The 15,538-nt window shown below is 65.0% G+C and carries 18 protein-coding genes; 14 read left to right on the top strand and 4 right to left on the bottom strand.

Annotated elements, in window-relative coordinates; translation table 11 throughout:
- Positions 1–30 precede the first annotated feature (30 nt).
- Positions 31–750 (top strand): selenium cofactor biosynthesis protein YqeC, encoded by a 720-nt coding sequence (yqeC, locus tag C437_RS07080; protein ID WP_004516236.1) that lies wholly within the window; start codon positions 31–33, stop codon positions 748–750.
- Positions 751–772: 22 nt separating this feature from the next.
- Here yqeC and C437_RS07075 read toward each other — a convergent pair whose 3' ends face one another.
- Positions 773–1,378: a molybdenum cofactor guanylyltransferase gene (locus tag C437_RS07075; RefSeq protein ID WP_004516235.1), complete on the bottom strand. Its 606-nt coding sequence runs from the start codon at positions 1,376–1,378 to the stop codon at positions 773–775.
- A gap of 78 nt (positions 1,379–1,456) precedes the next feature.
- Here C437_RS07075 and C437_RS07070 point away from each other — a divergent pair, with 78 nt between their 5' ends.
- From C437_RS07070 to C437_RS21065, 6 genes are read left to right on the top strand one after another with little or no spacing between them, the layout of a single operon-like run.
- A complete protein-coding gene (locus C437_RS07070) occupies positions 1,457–3,229 on the top strand; it encodes an aldehyde ferredoxin oxidoreductase family protein (protein ID WP_004516234.1) in 1,773 nt (590 codons plus the stop codon).
- Positions 3,226–4,014, top strand: a complete 789-nt coding sequence (locus tag C437_RS07065) for a DUF7124 domain-containing protein (RefSeq protein ID WP_004516233.1) — start codon at positions 3,226–3,228, stop codon at positions 4,012–4,014. Before C437_RS07070 ends, C437_RS07065 begins: the two co-directional genes overlap by 4 nt.
- A gap of 48 nt (positions 4,015–4,062) precedes the next feature.
- Positions 4,063–4,329 carry a hypothetical protein gene (locus C437_RS07060; protein ID WP_004516232.1) on the top strand — a complete coding sequence of 89 codons (267 nt, stop codon included), beginning with the start codon at positions 4,063–4,065 and terminating at the stop codon, positions 4,327–4,329.
- Entirely contained in the window at positions 4,326–4,469 is a 144-nt protein-coding gene (locus C437_RS20525) for a hypothetical protein (RefSeq protein WP_004516231.1), read from the top strand. Before C437_RS07060 ends, C437_RS20525 begins: the two co-directional genes overlap by 4 nt.
- Positions 4,466–4,810 (top strand): hypothetical protein, encoded by a 345-nt coding sequence (locus C437_RS07055; RefSeq protein WP_170832140.1) that lies wholly within the window; start codon positions 4,466–4,468, stop codon positions 4,808–4,810. Before C437_RS20525 ends, C437_RS07055 begins: the two co-directional genes overlap by 4 nt.
- A 44-nt stretch (positions 4,811–4,854) precedes the next feature.
- Positions 4,855–4,986, top strand: coding sequence for a hypothetical protein (locus tag C437_RS21065; protein ID WP_004516229.1), 132 nt, complete (start codon positions 4,855–4,857; stop codon positions 4,984–4,986).
- Between the two features lie 40 nt (positions 4,987–5,026).
- On the opposite strand, the gene C437_RS07050 is transcribed toward C437_RS21065, so the two are convergent.
- The gene (locus C437_RS07050) at positions 5,027–6,244 is read right to left on the bottom strand and encodes a DUF7405 family protein (RefSeq protein WP_004516228.1); all 1,218 of its coding nucleotides are present in this window, start codon (positions 6,242–6,244) and stop codon (positions 5,027–5,029) included.
- A 97-nt stretch (positions 6,245–6,341) separates the two neighbouring features.
- Here C437_RS07050 and C437_RS20520 point away from each other — a divergent pair, with 97 nt between their 5' ends.
- From C437_RS20520 to C437_RS07040, 3 genes are read left to right on the top strand one after another with little or no spacing between them, the layout of a single operon-like run.
- Positions 6,342–6,491 carry a hypothetical protein gene (locus C437_RS20520; RefSeq protein WP_004516227.1) on the top strand — a complete coding sequence of 50 codons (150 nt, stop codon included), beginning with the start codon at positions 6,342–6,344 and terminating at the stop codon, positions 6,489–6,491.
- Positions 6,491–6,766, top strand: coding sequence for a hypothetical protein (locus C437_RS07045; protein ID WP_004516226.1), 276 nt, complete (start codon positions 6,491–6,493; stop codon positions 6,764–6,766). Before C437_RS20520 ends, C437_RS07045 begins: the two co-directional genes overlap by 1 nt.
- Positions 6,759–6,992, top strand: coding sequence for a hypothetical protein (locus tag C437_RS07040; protein ID WP_004516224.1), 234 nt, complete (start codon positions 6,759–6,761; stop codon positions 6,990–6,992). The genes C437_RS07045 and C437_RS07040 overlap by 8 nt, the downstream gene beginning before the upstream one ends.
- A 6-nt stretch (positions 6,993–6,998) precedes the next feature.
- Here the strand turns inward: C437_RS07040 and C437_RS07035 are convergent, their stop codons facing one another.
- Positions 6,999–7,625: a TorD/DmsD family molecular chaperone gene (locus C437_RS07035; RefSeq protein WP_004516223.1), complete on the bottom strand. Its 627-nt coding sequence runs from the start codon at positions 7,623–7,625 to the stop codon at positions 6,999–7,001.
- Positions 7,622–9,757 (bottom strand): hydrogenase iron-sulfur subunit, encoded by a 2,136-nt coding sequence (locus C437_RS07030; protein ID WP_004516222.1) that lies wholly within the window; start codon positions 9,755–9,757, stop codon positions 7,622–7,624. The genes C437_RS07035 and C437_RS07030 overlap by 4 nt, the downstream gene beginning before the upstream one ends.
- A 235-nt stretch (positions 9,758–9,992) precedes the next feature.
- Between C437_RS07030 and C437_RS07025 the strand changes: the two genes are divergently transcribed.
- The 4 genes from C437_RS07025 to C437_RS07010 are packed head-to-tail and all read left to right on the top strand — an operon-like array spanning position 9,993 to position 15,521.
- Positions 9,993–13,394 carry a formate dehydrogenase subunit alpha gene (locus C437_RS07025; RefSeq protein WP_004516221.1) on the top strand — a complete coding sequence of 1,134 codons (3,402 nt, stop codon included), beginning with the start codon at positions 9,993–9,995 and terminating at the stop codon, positions 13,392–13,394.
- Between the two features lie 11 nt (positions 13,395–13,405).
- Positions 13,406–14,068: a 4Fe-4S dicluster domain-containing protein gene (locus C437_RS07020; RefSeq protein WP_004516220.1), complete on the top strand. Its 663-nt coding sequence runs from the start codon at positions 13,406–13,408 to the stop codon at positions 14,066–14,068.
- Entirely contained in the window at positions 14,065–14,475 is a 411-nt protein-coding gene (locus C437_RS07015; protein WP_004516219.1) for a hypothetical protein, read from the top strand. The genes C437_RS07020 and C437_RS07015 overlap by 4 nt, the downstream gene beginning before the upstream one ends.
- Positions 14,472–15,521: a cytochrome b/b6 domain-containing protein gene (locus tag C437_RS07010; protein WP_004516218.1), complete on the top strand. Its 1,050-nt coding sequence runs from the start codon at positions 14,472–14,474 to the stop codon at positions 15,519–15,521. Before C437_RS07015 ends, C437_RS07010 begins: the two co-directional genes overlap by 4 nt.
- Positions 15,522–15,538: the final 17 nt, after the last annotated feature.

Below are 15,538 nucleotides of genomic sequence, written 5' to 3'. Positions count from 1 at the left end.
GATTAACCAGACCACTGCCCTGCACTGCGTATGGACATCGTCGACGCGCTAGACGCACAGCACGGGACCACCTGCTTCGTCGGCGCTGGGGGGAAGAAGACGGCGATGGCAACACTCGCAGCGCGACTGGTGCGCGCAGTCGTTACTGCGACGGTCCGAATTCCGATTTTCGACGGCTGGGTCACAGACGTTGTTGTGACAGAGACCCCACGGACAGCCATCGAGACGGCATCTGCGTGGCCGCTGGGTGTCGTCCCGGCACAGGAACGCCCGGACCGCTACCGCGGCTACGACCCGGCGACCGTCGCCGACCTGGCAGACATCGACCACCCGATTCTGGTGAAAGCTGACGGCGCGCGAATGCGAGAATTCAAAGCGCCGAGCGACCGCGAGCCACAGCTCCCCTCGACGGCCTCGACGGTCGTTCCCATCGCGAGCGCTCACGTCGTCGGCGAACCGCTAACGGACGACATTGTCCATCGAGTCGACGAAGTGGCCGCGATTACCGGGCTGGACCCCGGCGACGTGATCCACCCGCAAGATGTCGCCGCGGTGCTCGCCAGCGACCGAGGTGGATTGAAAGACCTGCCAGCCAGCGCGACCGCGATTCCGCTGCTCAACATGGTCGACGACGACGAACTCGAAACGAGCGCGCGGGCCGTCGCCGAAGCGATTCACGAGCGCGCCGATGTCCCGCGTGTCGTGCTCGCCGAGATGCGAGCAGACGACCCGCTCGTCGCTGTCGTCTGAGCACGGCTGGCCCCAGCGGCCCCTAGAGCCGCTCGATAGCGGCCTCGAACTCCTCGCGAGTGTTGAGGTTCTCGAACGTATCCAATGAGGTGTGTTCGAGAATCTCCTCGCGCTCGACGACGACGTAATCGAGGTCGAACAGCGGCTCGACAATCCTGTGCTCGCCGCGCTCCAGCGCTCGCTGGCAGGCGTCGCCCATGGCGTCTGCGTGATACACTGCCTGTGTCGTCTGGAACCACTCGTCGGGGCGCGGGACCGCGGCCTCGTGGGACGCCGCCCGCTCGAACAGGTAGTCGACGAACGACGGGTCGACAAAGGGCATGTCACAGGCCACCACGGCCGCGTACTCGCTCTCGACGGCCCCCAGCCCGGTCGCGATGCCTGCCATCGGCCCCTGGTCGGGGTCCGTATCGAGCGCGAACGTCGGGTCGAGGGTGTGGTCCGAAAGCGCCGCGTCGATGGCCTCGACCTGGTCCTCGCGGCAGTTCACGACGAGTTCGCCGACGGCCTGCCCCAGTCGGTCGGCGACGCGGCGGATCATCGGCGTGCCAGCGAGGTCAGCGACGGCCTTGTCGCTGTCGCCGAACCGCGTCGACCGGCCGCCAGCGATGATAATGCCTGCGCGCATACTCTGCCTTCTCAGGTCTGGCAGAAAGGCGCTTCGTGCTGTGGGTAATCCTTTAGTCGACAGACAGAAGAATGAGGTATGATGACAGTAGGCAACCGAGACCGGATGCTCCACGTCAACCTGTCGTCGGCGTCGGTCGAGAGTCGTCCGGTCCCGGAGCGGTGGCGTCGGCGGTTCGTGGGCGGCAAGGGCCTGGGCGCTCGGTACCTGTACGACGAACTCGACGCCGGCACCGACCCGCTGGCCCCCGAGAACGTCCTGTTGTTCATGCTCGGACCGGTTTCCGGGTTGCTCCCCGGCGAAACGCGCTACGCGGCGGTCACGAAGTCGCCGCTGACTGGTGGTTTCCTCGACTCCTACGCCGGCGGGACGTTTCCGGACACGCTGGCCGGCGCGTTGCAGGACCACGTCGGGATTCTGGTCACCGGACGCGCCTCGGAGCCGGTCACACTCGTCGTCAAGGACGACGACGCGACGGTCGAACCCGCCGAGACGTGGGGCCATGACACGGCCGAAACCGACGCGGCGTTTCCCGAGGCTGCGGTGGCGTGTATCGGCCCAGCGGGCGAGCAGGGCGTCGCGTTCGCGACCATCGCCTCCGACGGCGGCGAACACCACGCCGGCCGGGGCGGTGCCGGGGCAGTGATGGGCGCAAAGCGACTGAAAGCCATCGTCGTCCGCGGCGACCCGCCGACAGACCTCGCGGAGCTACGGAAACAGTACGCAAAGCGGTACCGCGAGGGCGACACCGGACAGTGGCTCCACGCCAGCGGGACCGTGGAGACGGTCGATTTCGCCAACGAGGTCGGTGCGCTCTCGACGCGGGGCTGGGAGGACGGTCAGTTCGAGGGGGCCGACGGAGTCGGCATCGAGGCCGTACAGGACCTCGCCGCGGGGCGGGAGTACGACGATGCGGACAGTCCCGGCGGATTCCGCGTCGAGACGGAGGACGGTGAGACCGTCCCCCGCGGTGCGACGGCGATGAGTCTCGGGGCCGGGCTCGGCATCGACGACTTCGACGCTGTGGCGACGTTGGGCGAGACGTGCAACCGACTCGGCCTCGACCTCATCAGCGCCGGGAGCGCCGTTTCGTGGGCCATCAAAGCCGGCGACGTAGGTCTGCTGGAGGAATCGTTCGACTACGGAAGTCCCGACGACGCGCGAGCGCTTCTGAACGAAATCGTCGCGCGGGAGACGACGCTCGGGGACGCCCTGGCCGACGGCGTCGACGCGGCTTCGGCCCGCCTGGGCGGGGACGACCTCCTGCCGACGGTCAAGGCCATGGAACTGCCCGCGTACGACCCCCGCGGCGCACGGAGCATGGCGCTGGCGTACGCGACCAGCGACCGCGGAGCCTGCCACCGGCGGGCGCTCCCCATCGAGCGGGAGGCCTTCGACGGCGACTGGAGCCCCGAGCGAGCGGCCGCGGCCGTCATTCGCGAACAGGACCAGCGCTCAGTGCTGTGGTGTCTCGTCGTCGATGATTTCGTCGGCGACGCCTTCGACGACCTCGGCGCGGAGTGGCTCGACGCTATCGGTCTGGACACTGACGGCGACCTCGCGACGGTCGGCGAGCGCGTCTGGACGCTCACACGCCTGTTCAACGTCCGCGAGGGCGTCTCGCGGGCTGACGACGAACTTCCGGCGAAACTGCAGGAACCGCTCGATTCGGGACCGAACGCGGGCGCGGCAATCGACACCGAGTCCTTCGACGCGATGCTCGACGCCTACTATGACCAGCGCGGCTGGGACACCGACGGCCGGCCCACCGCCGAGACAATCGAACGACTTGGCCTCGCGGACGCCGTCGACCAGTCGACACTACCAGCGGACACGACACTCGGAGAATGACAGACGAAATCGACCTCGACGAACTCGACGTACAGGACGACGAAGAGACGCCAAACAGGGGTGACTGGTTCTGGAGTGGCGAGGGTGACCCCGAAGACGAGCCCGACCCCGGAGCCACTGGGACCGCATCGGTGCGGCCCAATAGCGACGCCGAGGCTGAGAGTCCCGATGCGGCCACAGGGACGAGTCAGGACGGCGACACCGGCATGGAGGGGAACGATGGGAATACCGCCAGCGCGGCCCGTGGTGGTCAGTCGGTCCCCCACGTCCCCCGTGAGAATAAAGACAAGCCGGTCGGTATTCCGACGGATAGCGGGGGCGCAGGTGGCGCAGCCGCGACTAACACTGACCCCGCCTCGAACGTCGCCGAGGACCCCGCCGCCGGCGAGGAGCCCGTAGATGCGAGCGGTCCTCACGGTGGTGGCATCGACGATATGACGATGGCCGTGACATACGACGCGGCCCGGCAGTTCGCCGACCCGCAACGGGTCTTCCGCGAGGCGCGCGCCTGGGCCGACTGGGTTGGTATCGTCGGCGACGTCGACGCCTTCGTCATCAACAAATTCCAGCGCGACAACGGCATCGACGCCGACTTCTTCAGCGGCGCGGGCCAGGAGCCAGCCGAGCGGCTTGCCGACATCAACGAGCACTCGATGTTCTACGCAGAGCGGATGGTTCTAGTGGGCCGACCGGCCGACGAGCCCATTGCCGAGCGGACCGGCTGGGAGTTTATCTCGCTTGCCGACGCCGCGGAGAAGGCAGACTGGGACCTCGCTGATGGGTGACGCCGTATATTTATAACGCTTGCTGGTCATTGTCATACACGAACGACAATGACACTCCGAACCGCAGTCCAACAATCGAAGATACTCACGTTCGTGGTGCTGGGTGCCTTCGTCTGGCTGTTACTGACACTGTTCGAAGTACTGTCGGCCATCGACTTCACGGCCGGAACGGCATCGTTCATCGGCCAGAACGCGCTGGGTGGCATCGCCGGAGTGCTTGTGTTGGCTATCGTTCTCGGGGCACTCGTGGTGCTGTACTCCGAGATTACCGAGTCAGACCCGGCCCCACAGTCGTGGCCGCCATCCGAAGAATGACGTACTACAGTTGCGAGGAATGTGGCCAGATGATAGACCTCTCGGCGTTCGAGGGGCAACCGCGCCGGCAGGACTGTCCGGTGTGTGAGGAGACGACGCTGTGGACGCCTGAGTTCGAGGGCGAGGGGGTGTCGTTTTGACGCTTACCTTCGAGGTGAGCGACCGCCTGTACGAGGCCGCACAGGAGTGGGCCGACCGGCGATTAGAGGACATCGACGAGGCGATGGCGACCAAAGTCGAGCAGGCGCTGCTAGAGATCGAACATCTCGTCTCACAGTCCCACAACGTGGCGTTCGAGGTCGACGGCCGCGAGATACGGTACGAGCCGACCGAGGAACTGGCCGCGTTGCTCCGCCGGCAGGCCGAGGAGAGCGGCGTCGACGAGAGCGCGGTTCTGAAGATGCACGTCGACCTCTACGCCAACGCGTTCCTCGACGAGGTCACGGACGAGCAGAAACCGCCGGGGACGCCGTCTGAGTGACGGCACCAAAAGTTAAGCCCGGTCACTGCGACAGTTGATATACAATGGCACACGAACAAAGCGAGTGGAAGCCTAAAGGTGCGACAGAGACATTCAACGGTTTCGAGGTCTGGGACCACGGCGTCTGGCCGGGCGACGTGAACCAGAACGACACAACACCGGACAACGAGGAGTAGACGGCGGCCGCTTTCGACTCTCACACCTGACCAGCGGCGGCTACGGGGTCGGGAAGGCCCGTTTGTCGCGCGGTGGGACGTAGAAGTTCGAGCGCGACACGACCTCGATGAACTCCAGCAGGCCGTTGTTCTGCCGGTCCCGGAGGTCCTCGTGTTCTTCCCGGAGCCACCAGCCGTTCATCGCGTCCCGGACTTCCTCGAAGTCCCGCGGACGCTCCTGTAGCGACAGGAAGTGAAGCCCGGCCTGACCGCCGTCAATCGTGTTGAAGTCGCGCCGGAGGATAATCGGCTCCCCGTCCTTGCGGGCGCGGGCCACCTTCTCGAAATGTCCAACCTCCCCCTCGCTGCTCGCGTGCTCGCGGACTACGTCGGCGAATGGGAGGTCGCCCCTGTCGATGTCGCCCGGGGAGAACTCCGCCGAAAACAGCCGCTTGACCTGGTCGGACTGGGCGAGCTCCCACCAGTTGTCGAAGGCCTCGTTGATTCGTGAGAGGTGTATCGTCGTTCCACCGGCATACGGGCCGTCGTCGATGGTAACGCGGTGCTCGCTGGCCTGTGTCCCCTTCCGGCCGGCGAAAAAGCCCGAGAACATATGTGCCTCCTCGGGGATGTCGGCGGGGACGCCCTCCGCGTCGGCGTGGGCCGCCGGGAGTCCCTCCCCGACGAACCCGCCACGGCGGTCGGCGATGGAGAACACATCGCCGAGGCGGCCCTGAATCTCCGCGTCGGCCAGCCGCGGGCGCGTGTCGAACATCGCTGATTCGGCGGCCGAGAGGTTCGAGGGAACGTCACTCGCGAGGACGAGCATCGCGTCGAAGGCCTGCAGGTCGGGGTCGTCCGTCCGGGAGAGGACCTGCGGGCTGCGTATCGGGGACGAATCGAGCGACCCGTAGGTGTCGAAGTAGCTTGTTCCCCAGCCGAGCATATGCAGGAGCCCTGCACTGTTGAACTCATACGCGTCTTCCAGTGTTCGCATCGCTAGCTCGACGGTTTCCGCGGTCGTATCAGACGGCGAGGCGTCGAGGTCGAGCATGAACAGCCGGAAATGGTGTGGCAACAGGTCGTTGCCGGCGGCATCGCTCTGAAGGCGCTCGTTCCAGGCGTGTTGTCGTATCGGGAGTTCGTCGGCCCGCGGGTTCGGGTCGAGGTTCCCTGTTGGCGACTCCGCTCGCCTGGCCAGCAGGGACGAACAACCGCTGAGACCGGCCGCTCCGGTGAGTGCGGAGAGCCGAAGCAGCAGTCCGCGGCGCGATGTCATGGTATGCTATCACAGGGGTGGGGCTACGTGGAGAAAAACTTTGTCTCAAGAAAACAGGTCGCAATAGTTTTTTACTTGCCAGACCGTACCACAGCTCATGCTAACTATCCTCATGCACTCGGAATCGGGGCTCAATCTCCCGTTTCCGCCCGATATGGGTGCGGCGGTCCTCGGTGTCGGGCTGGTCGTCCTCGCCGTCATCACGTACGATATCTATCAGCAGCACTGGACCGGAGAGGGTACCTGATGGCCACCGAGCAATCGAACTCCCGACTGACTGCCGTCTCACTTCTCGGATATCTCCGAATTCTGGTTTACACCCTCGCTACGCTGCTGGCACTGTCACTGCTTGTCGTCGGCACAATCGGCCTCATCGCCGAGCTCAAGGGAAGCTGGCACTGGCAGATTCACCTCGAATCGACTATCAGCTATATCGGTCTGTTCGTCAGCCGTCTGCTAGTCGTCCTCGTCCCGCTGTTCGTGGTCCTCGTCGTCGGTCGGCGGGTGGTCCCCGATGCGTGAGCGATTACACGCGAACCCGTTCGGTGTGGTCGCGGCCGCTTCAATCACGCTCCTCTGCGTTCTGGTCGCGGGCGCGGGGGCCGTCGCGGTCATCGCGCGGTCGGTCAATTCCTGGCGGTCGCTCTTTCTCATGGAACAGGCGATGGCGCTCCTGCTGCCCGCCGTGAAGGTCCTGCTGGTCGTCGGCCTCGTCGCCAGCATGGGACTCGCGCTCCGAATCCGGTAGCCGCCTCTAGCCGATCTGTGCGACGATCTCGTCTTCGAAGCGGACCAGCCCCTCACAGACGAGCGCCGCCGCGAGGAAGAGGCCGTCGTCGGCCTCCTCGCGCATCTCCTCGGCAAAGTCGACGACCCACTCGCTGAGATGTTGCTCGATGAACACCCGCTCGTAGCCAACGGTCTCCTCGTCGCCCTCGCGCTGGCGCTCGATGAGATACCGCAGGAACGCCAGTTCGACGGCGATGAAGTCGTCTTCTTCGGGGTAGTCCTCGGGCGGTGACCACCCCGCCGCGGCGTAGCTGGCATCGACCTCGGCGAGCCCCTCGCCGATGAACTCCGTGTCCTCCCGGTAGTTCGTCTCGTGGGGCAACACCGGCGGCCGCGGGCCGACGAGCAGGTTCGTGTACTCCCGTTCGAGGTCCGCCTGCACCGCCGACACCGACCGGTCGGTGTTCTCGTCTATCCACGCCTGCAATAGCTCGAACCCCTCGTCGAGCTGGTCGTTGATGGAGTCCTCCGGTAGCTGGATATCGCCGCTCAACAGCCGCTCGACGAACGCTTCGTCGGGCACGTCCCAGAACACGTCGATGACGAAGTCGACCAGTTCGAGGCGGGCCTCGTAGACGGCCGCGTCGTTCATCGCTTCTCCCCCTGGTCGAACAGCAGGCGACTCCGACAGTCGCTACAGTACTCGAAGACGCTGTGGTCGGCGTCGGGAGCCAGCCCCTCGACCTGGTCACCTACTTCGTCCTCGATCTTGTCGGCCGAGGCGACGCTGGTGAACGGCTTGCCACAGCGGACACACTCCAGCATCTCGCCCTCGTGAACCGTCACCCAGGCCTCGCCGCCCCGGTTCTCGGGGAGCAAGGAGAGGTCGAGCCCGTCGTGCATCGTAATCGCCGTCTCCGGACAGCCCTCCTCACAGAGGCCGCAGTTGACACAGTCAGCGTGGTTAAACGCCAGTTCGCCCTGCCCGGTCCGCTTGATGGCGTCGGTCGGACAGAGGTTCGTACAGGTCGGCGTCAGCGTACACGCGTCGTTGACGTCCATGACGCCGAAGTCCTTCAGCCCGCGGATCACCTCGCGTTCGGGCTCGGCGTGATCGAGGATAGTCCGGACGCTCTCTAAGGTCCAGCCGTGGCTGTCGAAGTCGGGGTTGGGGCGGGGTTCCTCGCGGCCCGTATCGCTGCGGCCCGTCGCCTCGTAGTCGCCGGCCGGGACTGGCGTCTCGTCTAACCCGAACTCGACGAAGCCGGACAGCGACTCGACGAACGCCTCGGGGTTGCCGGCCTCCGGCGCGAAGAAACCGACGCGGTCGCCCAGCCCGAGGTCAGTCGTCGCCTGATTGAGCCGGTCGACCAGCTCCTGCTTGGGGTCGGGGCCGGAGTGCAGACAGGAGCCCCCACAGCCGACGATTGCCACCCCGTCCGCGCCGGCCGCGAGCGCGTGCATGACGTGGGCCTCGCCGACGGTGTCCGTACAGTTGACCTGGACCGGGAGAATCGGTGGGTAGTCGAGGTCGCCCGACCGGACGGCTTTGCGTCCATGTGCTCGGAGTCGCTCGGCAGCGTACTCCGAGCAGACGAACGCGACGACCTGCGTCTCGATACCCCTGCTGTCACCCCGCGAGAGCAGCCCCCCGTCCGCGTCGTCTTCCAGCAGCGCCTCGACCTCGCGGGCGAGCCGCCGGTTCGAAGGCTCGCGGAGCTGGGTCGCGCCGGTCGGACAGGCGCTCGTACAGGCACCGCAGTTCTCACAGGCGGTCTCGTCGAACTCGACGGAGTCGATGGTCGGCCGGTCGACCGCGCCGTGGGGACAGGCGTCGACGCAGGCCGTACACCCCTCCTGGCTTGATGCGCCGGCCGCACAGACGTCCATATCGAGGTCGAGGAACTGCGGTTTCTCGATGCCGCCCAGTTGTGATTCGACGGCGGCGATGGTTCCGGCGTCGACCGGCCCGGTGTAGAAACCCAGTCGACCGCCGCGGGCGTTGTCGCGGCCGCCCGGGTAGATGACCTGGTCGACTTCGACGGTGCGGGTGACGCCGCCTAAGTCGATAGCGTCAGTCGGACAGGTGTTCGTCCACTCGCCGTCAGGGGCGTCCGGATGGATGTCGACGGGGAACTCCGTCACCATCCCATCCGGCCCCTCACGCACGCAGTCCATGCAATCGATACAGTCGTCGGTGACGCGGGCTTCCAGCGTGAGTTCGTACTCGCCGTAGGACCCCTCGATGTCGACGACGCGACCGCGTTCCATCGTCACGTCGCCGAGTCCTTCCACGTCGGCGAAGTCCCGGCCGTCCGCGATGAACGTCACGTCGGCGTCGTCGGTCAGTGACCGGGCCGCGCCGGGGTCGCCGACGACGGCGACGCGGTTCCCGGCGTCTTTCGACACCGTTCGCGACGGCGCTTCCTCGCGCAGGCCGGCCTGTTTCGCGTTGATGAGGCGTGCCGTCTTGTCGGTGGCCGCCGCCTCGTCGTGGACCCAGGCGTTGGTCTCCCGATGGTCGACGAACACCGACGCCTCGGGATGCAGGCCGTGTTCGTCGGCCAGCCCGCGAATTCGGTCCTGGCACGACGGTTCCGGCGTCGTCGCGATGACCTGATCGAGGTCGTACTCCTCGATGACCTGTGACATCCCGGCCAGGCCGTCCTGACAGAGCAGTTCGGAACTGGCCACGACGTCGACATCATCGACGCCGTCCCGAACCGCTTCGAGGTCGATATCACACGATCCCCCGCAGGAACACACAAAGGCACCTGTATCCATTAATCATGCAAAACCCTGTGCCGGTAATAGACCTTGCGGAGTGTTCACATATGTATTCGTGAACACAACCCCCAAAATTTTGGCCCGTCAAAAAATCCCCAGTAATAATCATGGCAAAATATGACACCTTTTATCATACATGACAGTAAAGTTGTAGCACGTCTAGTTAGACAATGACAAACCAGATTGCGTGGCAAGCGCGGACAGCATCGGTAATGGGTGGGCACCATTCACCATGAGTACACAACAGGAACCAGTCTCACTGGATCTCGACCGGCGCTCGTTCATGAAAGCGAGCGCCCTCGCGGGCGGGGTCGCTCTCGGCGTCAGCGGCGCTGGTCGGGCACTTCAGGAAGACGGCGAGGAAACGGACGGGACAGACACGGACACCGAACTGACCAAGACCATTTGCAACTACTGTTCGGTGGGCTGTGGCTTCCGGGGCGAGAGGAAGGGCAACTCCTTCGTCGGCATGGAACCATGGCATGAACACCCTATAAATGCCGGGTCGCTGTGCTCGAAAGGGGCCGGCATCTACGAGACCGAACACTCCGAGAAGCGCCTGAAGCATCCGATGATTCAGGAGGACGGCGAGTGGCGCAAGCTCGGCTGGAACGAGGCCTACGACCGCCTGGCGACCGACATCCGAGCGCTGTGGCCGGATGACGACGTCTCACCGAGCGAGGCCGTCGACGTCGACGCGGAGCACAGCCGCGAGAGCGTGATGTTGCTCGGCAGCGCCCATCACTCCAACGAGGAGGCCTACGCAAGCCGGAAACTGGCGGCGTTCATGGGCACGAACAACATCGACCACCAGGCTCGGATTTGCCACTCCACGACGGTGACGGGGCTGGCAAACACCTGGGGGTACGGCGCGATGACCAACACCGTTCAGGACTACCGGAACTTCGACCTGAACATCATCATCGGGCAGAACCCGGCCGAGGCACACCCAATCGCGATGCAGCACATCCTCGAAGGGCAAAAGCGGGGCGGCACTATCCTCAATCTGGACCCGCGGTTCACGAAAACGTCGGCCCACGCCGACGAGTTCATGCGGTTCCGTCCGGGCACCGACGTGGCCCTGATGATGGGGATCATCAAAGAGCTCCGCGACAAGCACGGGCTGGCGATGGACCCCGACGCGGACGAAAGCGGACAGAACATGCTCACGGACCGCGTTCAGGGCTGGGAAGACGTTGAGGCGCAACTCGACCAGTACGACAAGGAGACCGTCGAGGAGATTACCTGGGTGTCCGCCGAGGACATCGAGCGCATCGCCGACATGATCGACGAGGCCCGGCCCCACGTCCAGATTGAGTGGGCGATGGGTGGGACCCAGCACAACAACGGGACCCAGAACATCCGCTCGTATGCGATGGCGAGCCTCGCCTCCGGGAGCGCGGCCCGGAGCGGCGGCGGCCTCCAGGTAATGCGTGGCCACGCGAACGTGCAGGGAGCGACCGACCTGGCTGTCGCCAGCCACATCCTTCCGGGGTATTACGGTCTGTCACCGGGTGGCTGGTCGTGGTGGGCCGAAATCTGGGACCGCACCCCCGAGACCAGCGGCTCCACCTCGTTTGCGGACATGTACGACCGGTTCGAGCTGATGCCGCCGGAGAAGTACGTCCGCCAGAGCCCGAACTACGAAGGGAGCGAGGACGCAGCCTCGCTCCCGCCGAACACTGACCACGGGCCGAATAACCCGGCCGAGAACTCGATGCTGTTCCAGAACGGGCTGACGGTGGCCCGCTGGTTCGAATCGGCACTCGACAAGGAGGACCGCTATCAGGAGACGCCGATCTACCAGCCCGACCAGACGAAAATCGCGTTCTTCTGGGGGCACTCGGCGAACTCCATCAGCGAGATGGAACAGATGAAAGAGGGGATGGAGAACCTCGACCTGCTGGTCGTCATCGACGTGTTCCCCTCGGTCGCGAGCGTCCTCCCCGACTACGAGGACGGCCCGCCGGTGTTGCTGTTGCCGGCGTCTAGCCAGTACGAGCACTACCGGTCGCTGACCAACACGAACCGGTCGGTGCAGTGGTCCGAACCGGTCCGCTCGCCGGCCCACAACTCCAAGCCGGACCTCCAGATCATGCAGGAACTCGCCGGCTACCTCGGCTTCGGCGAGCACTTCGACTGGGGCGCGGGCTCGGACCTCTACAACGGCAAGTCCTCCTACGAGGGTGTCGTCCGCGAGTTCAACCTCGGAACCAACACCATCGGCTACCGGCAGACACCCGAACGGCTCCAGCAACATCTGGAGTACGACTACGCGTTCTCCAACGAGGACCTCAAAGGGGCCGAGGGGACGCCGGTCGCGGGTGAGTACTGGATGCTCCCCTGGCCTTGCTGGGGCGAGGACCATCCGGGGACGCCGATTATCTGGAACGACGACCTCGACCCCAACAACGGGGGACAGGACTTCCGGACCCGGTGGGGCGTCTCGGCACCGACCCCGGAGGACTGGGACGCAATGCCGACGGACGACGAGTACCCGATGCAGGAGACGCTCGACGCTGTCGGGGACCGCTACGAGAGCCAGGAAGAGGCTCTGGACCTGACCCGTGCGCCGTACAACCCCGAGTGGGCTGACGACGACGACACGGCCGCGGACGGCATGATTCACGGTATCCCCGAGTACCCGGGCTGGAAGGTGACGCCGCCACAGAGCCTCATCGACTCCGAGCAAGAGGTCCAGCCGGACGAACTCACCATCCCACAGCAGTACGCGCTCGACAACCAGGAGTCGGTGTACACCGCCGCGCAGGCGCTCAATAACCCCGACACGGGGAGCGCGGTGTTCGACGAGTACCTCGAAACGATGATCGGTGAGGGGGTCGACCCCGAGTTCTACGAGCAGTACGACTTCGCACAACCCGACGCGCCGACCGGGCGCGGCCGGGCACGGGCCGTCGTCTGGAGCTTCCTCGATAAGGTGCCGGTCCACCGCGAGCCTATCGAGGGGCCGGACACGGAACTGCTGAACGAGTGGCCGGCAAACGGCCAGCAGCGGAACTTCTACCGGCTCGACCAGAACAACCTCGTCGAGCAGGAACGGGCGACGGACATCATCCACAATCAGGAGGAAGGCCCGGACCTGGACACCATCATGACCAGCGGTCGGCAGGTCGAACACCAGGGCGGTGGTGCGGAGACGCGGAACAACATCCACACCGCTGACCTCCAGCCGCACATGTACGCCGAGGTCCATCCGGAGATGGCGGAGGACCTGGGCATTGACGGCGGCGACCTGATCGTCATCGCCTCGACGGACCGCGGGTCCGTCCTGGTGAAATCGCGGGTGACGAACCGACCGAACCCACAGGAAGTGTTCCTGCCGTACCACTGGGGTGGCGTGTTCAAAGGCCAGAGCCTGGAGGAGAAGTATCCCGACGGGCACGTGCCCTACGCGATCGGGGATTCCGCGAACGCGATCACGTCACGCGGCTACGATGTCGAGACCCAGATGCAGGAAACGAAGGTGTCGATGGTCGGCGTCTACCCGGCGACCGAGGAGGTAGTCAACGAATTCAACATGGATGTCGATCTCGATCTCACGTTCCCGCAGGACGTGAACGACGTTGGGACACAGAAGGACTTCGACGTCCGCGACAACTCGACGGTGCAATGAGGTGAGCTAGTATGTCAACAGGCAACGAAGTGATGCACGACGGCGTGATGAGTACCGGCGAGGACGCGCGTATCTTCCCGGACGTCGAAGCGTGCATCGACTGTGGCGGCTGTGTCGTCTCCTGTAAACGAACGTGGGACGTCCCACGGGACGAACAGCGAATCAGTATCGCAACGATGCTCGAAGGCCAGGAGGCCGCGTCGGGGCTCAACGCCAGCAGCGGGCAGGCGATAGGCCAGGGCGAGTCACCCGGCGAGACCGCGGTGCCGATGCAGTGTTACCACTGTGAGAACGCGCCGTGTGTCTCGGTGTGCCCGACCGACTCGCTCATCTCGAAGGAGAACGGCTTCGTCCGGGTCCGTGACGACCTCTGTATCGGCTGTCAGTACTGCCTCTCGGCGTGTCCCTTCGGCGCGCCCCAGTTCCCCGACGAGGATTCGGGGGTCGCCAACCTCGTCGGCAGCGGCGGCAACATGGACAAGTGTACCATGTGCGAAGAGCGCCAAGACGTTGGCAAGGGGCCGGCCTGCGCCGAGGAGTGTGCAACCGACGCCATCTTGGTCGGGACCCCGGAACAGATTTCGGACGAACTGGACAACAGGGACAGCGGCACGTTCTTCAACGACGTGGCCATGGACATCATCTTTGGCGAGGACGCCAGTGAGTTCCAATGACGGCAGAAGAGGACCTTCCGGAGGTGAGCGGCTACAGCCGCGTCTCGGTGCTCATCAGCGCGGTCGTCGGACTCGCTGTGGCGGCGCTGTCGTTGTTCTGGGCACAGGGGCTCAGAATCGGTTACGAATCGCTGTACCGGGTCAACCCAAGTGTCGAGGGCGGTGGCATCGGTTCGGACTGGGTGTTCGGTAACACCATCCCAGCGCTCGATTTCCTCATCGCGCTCATCCACGCGGCCGACGTCATCATGGGCGCGTTCATCCTCGTGATGGTGTTCATCCACTGGGCGGCGTTCCAGCGACTGGCCGGCCAGATGCGTGAACCCGGCGAGGACGTCAGCGAGGCCGTCGCGGCCGACGGTGGCTCGCCGGCCGGCGGCGACGGACAGGGAGGTGACGGCGCGTGAGTAACCTCGACCACGGGAAGTTCACGCGCGTGACGACCCTGTTCCACTCGCTTCTGGGTCTCGACGTGTTCCTGCTGTTTTTCACCGGCTACGCCATCATGTTCAACGACGAACTGTGGTGGATGCTCACGCTCATGGGCGGGGCCTCCGGTGTGACAGCGATTCACCGCATCACCGGCATCGGGCTGGTCGCGCTCGTCATCTTCTGGATCACGCTCCAGATTATCTCCTCGACCGGCCGGAGCAACTTCTCGAAGATTCTCCCCGGAAAGGACGACATCGACGCGTTCATCCAGGATATCCAGTTCGTGCTGGGCCGGGCCGACGAGCGACACCCGAGCGCGCGGCAGTTCGGCGGCTACAAAGCCGACGAGGTCCCGCTGCTGTCCTACATCGGTAAAGGCGTCGTGTTCATCTTCTCTATCGAGCTGACGCTGCTCGCGATTTCGGGGCTGCTCATCTGGAGCAAGACCGGACTCGCTGCGATGTTCCAGACCAAGGCGGCCGCGATGGCCTTCGTCACGTTCCACGGCCTGCTGGGTGTCATCATGCTGATGGGAGTCATGTTCCACATCTTCGAGCACGGGATGCACCCCGCCTTCTACCCCGTCGAGACGAAGGCGTTTATTCCCCGCAGCATGGTGCCCGAACACCACGGCGACGAGGACGAAGAGCCGGATACTACGGGGATCGAGCGGCTCTCGCTGTCGCCCTCGTGGCGCACCGTTTCGACCATCTTCGGTGCGATGACCGTCATCGGCATCGTCTCGGTGCTCATCGGGAGCATCTTCGACGAGGGGTATCCGGTGCCGCGCGAGCTTGCGATTGGCGGCGGCCCGTCGAGCATCCTGCTGACGGTTGGCATCAACCTCGGGATGGTCGTCCTCGGGGTCGGGCTCGTGCTGTCGATGTACGGGAACGTCCTGCGCATCCGCTGGGAGCAGCAGCTAGAGGAAGAGCGGGAACAGCCGACTGCGGCCGACGGGGGCGAACCCCAGACCGACGGCGGCCAGCCGAACGCTGACGACGCTGAGTCCGAGAACTGAATCGCCCGCGCGCCGTC

This window comes from Haloarcula vallismortis ATCC 29715, assembly GCF_000337775.1.
GTDB classification, from domain to species: domain Archaea; phylum Halobacteriota; class Halobacteria; order Halobacteriales; family Haloarculaceae; genus Haloarcula; species Haloarcula vallismortis.
Note: the sequence above shows the minus strand (reverse complement) of the source record. Positions and strands in the feature narration are given on the sequence as shown.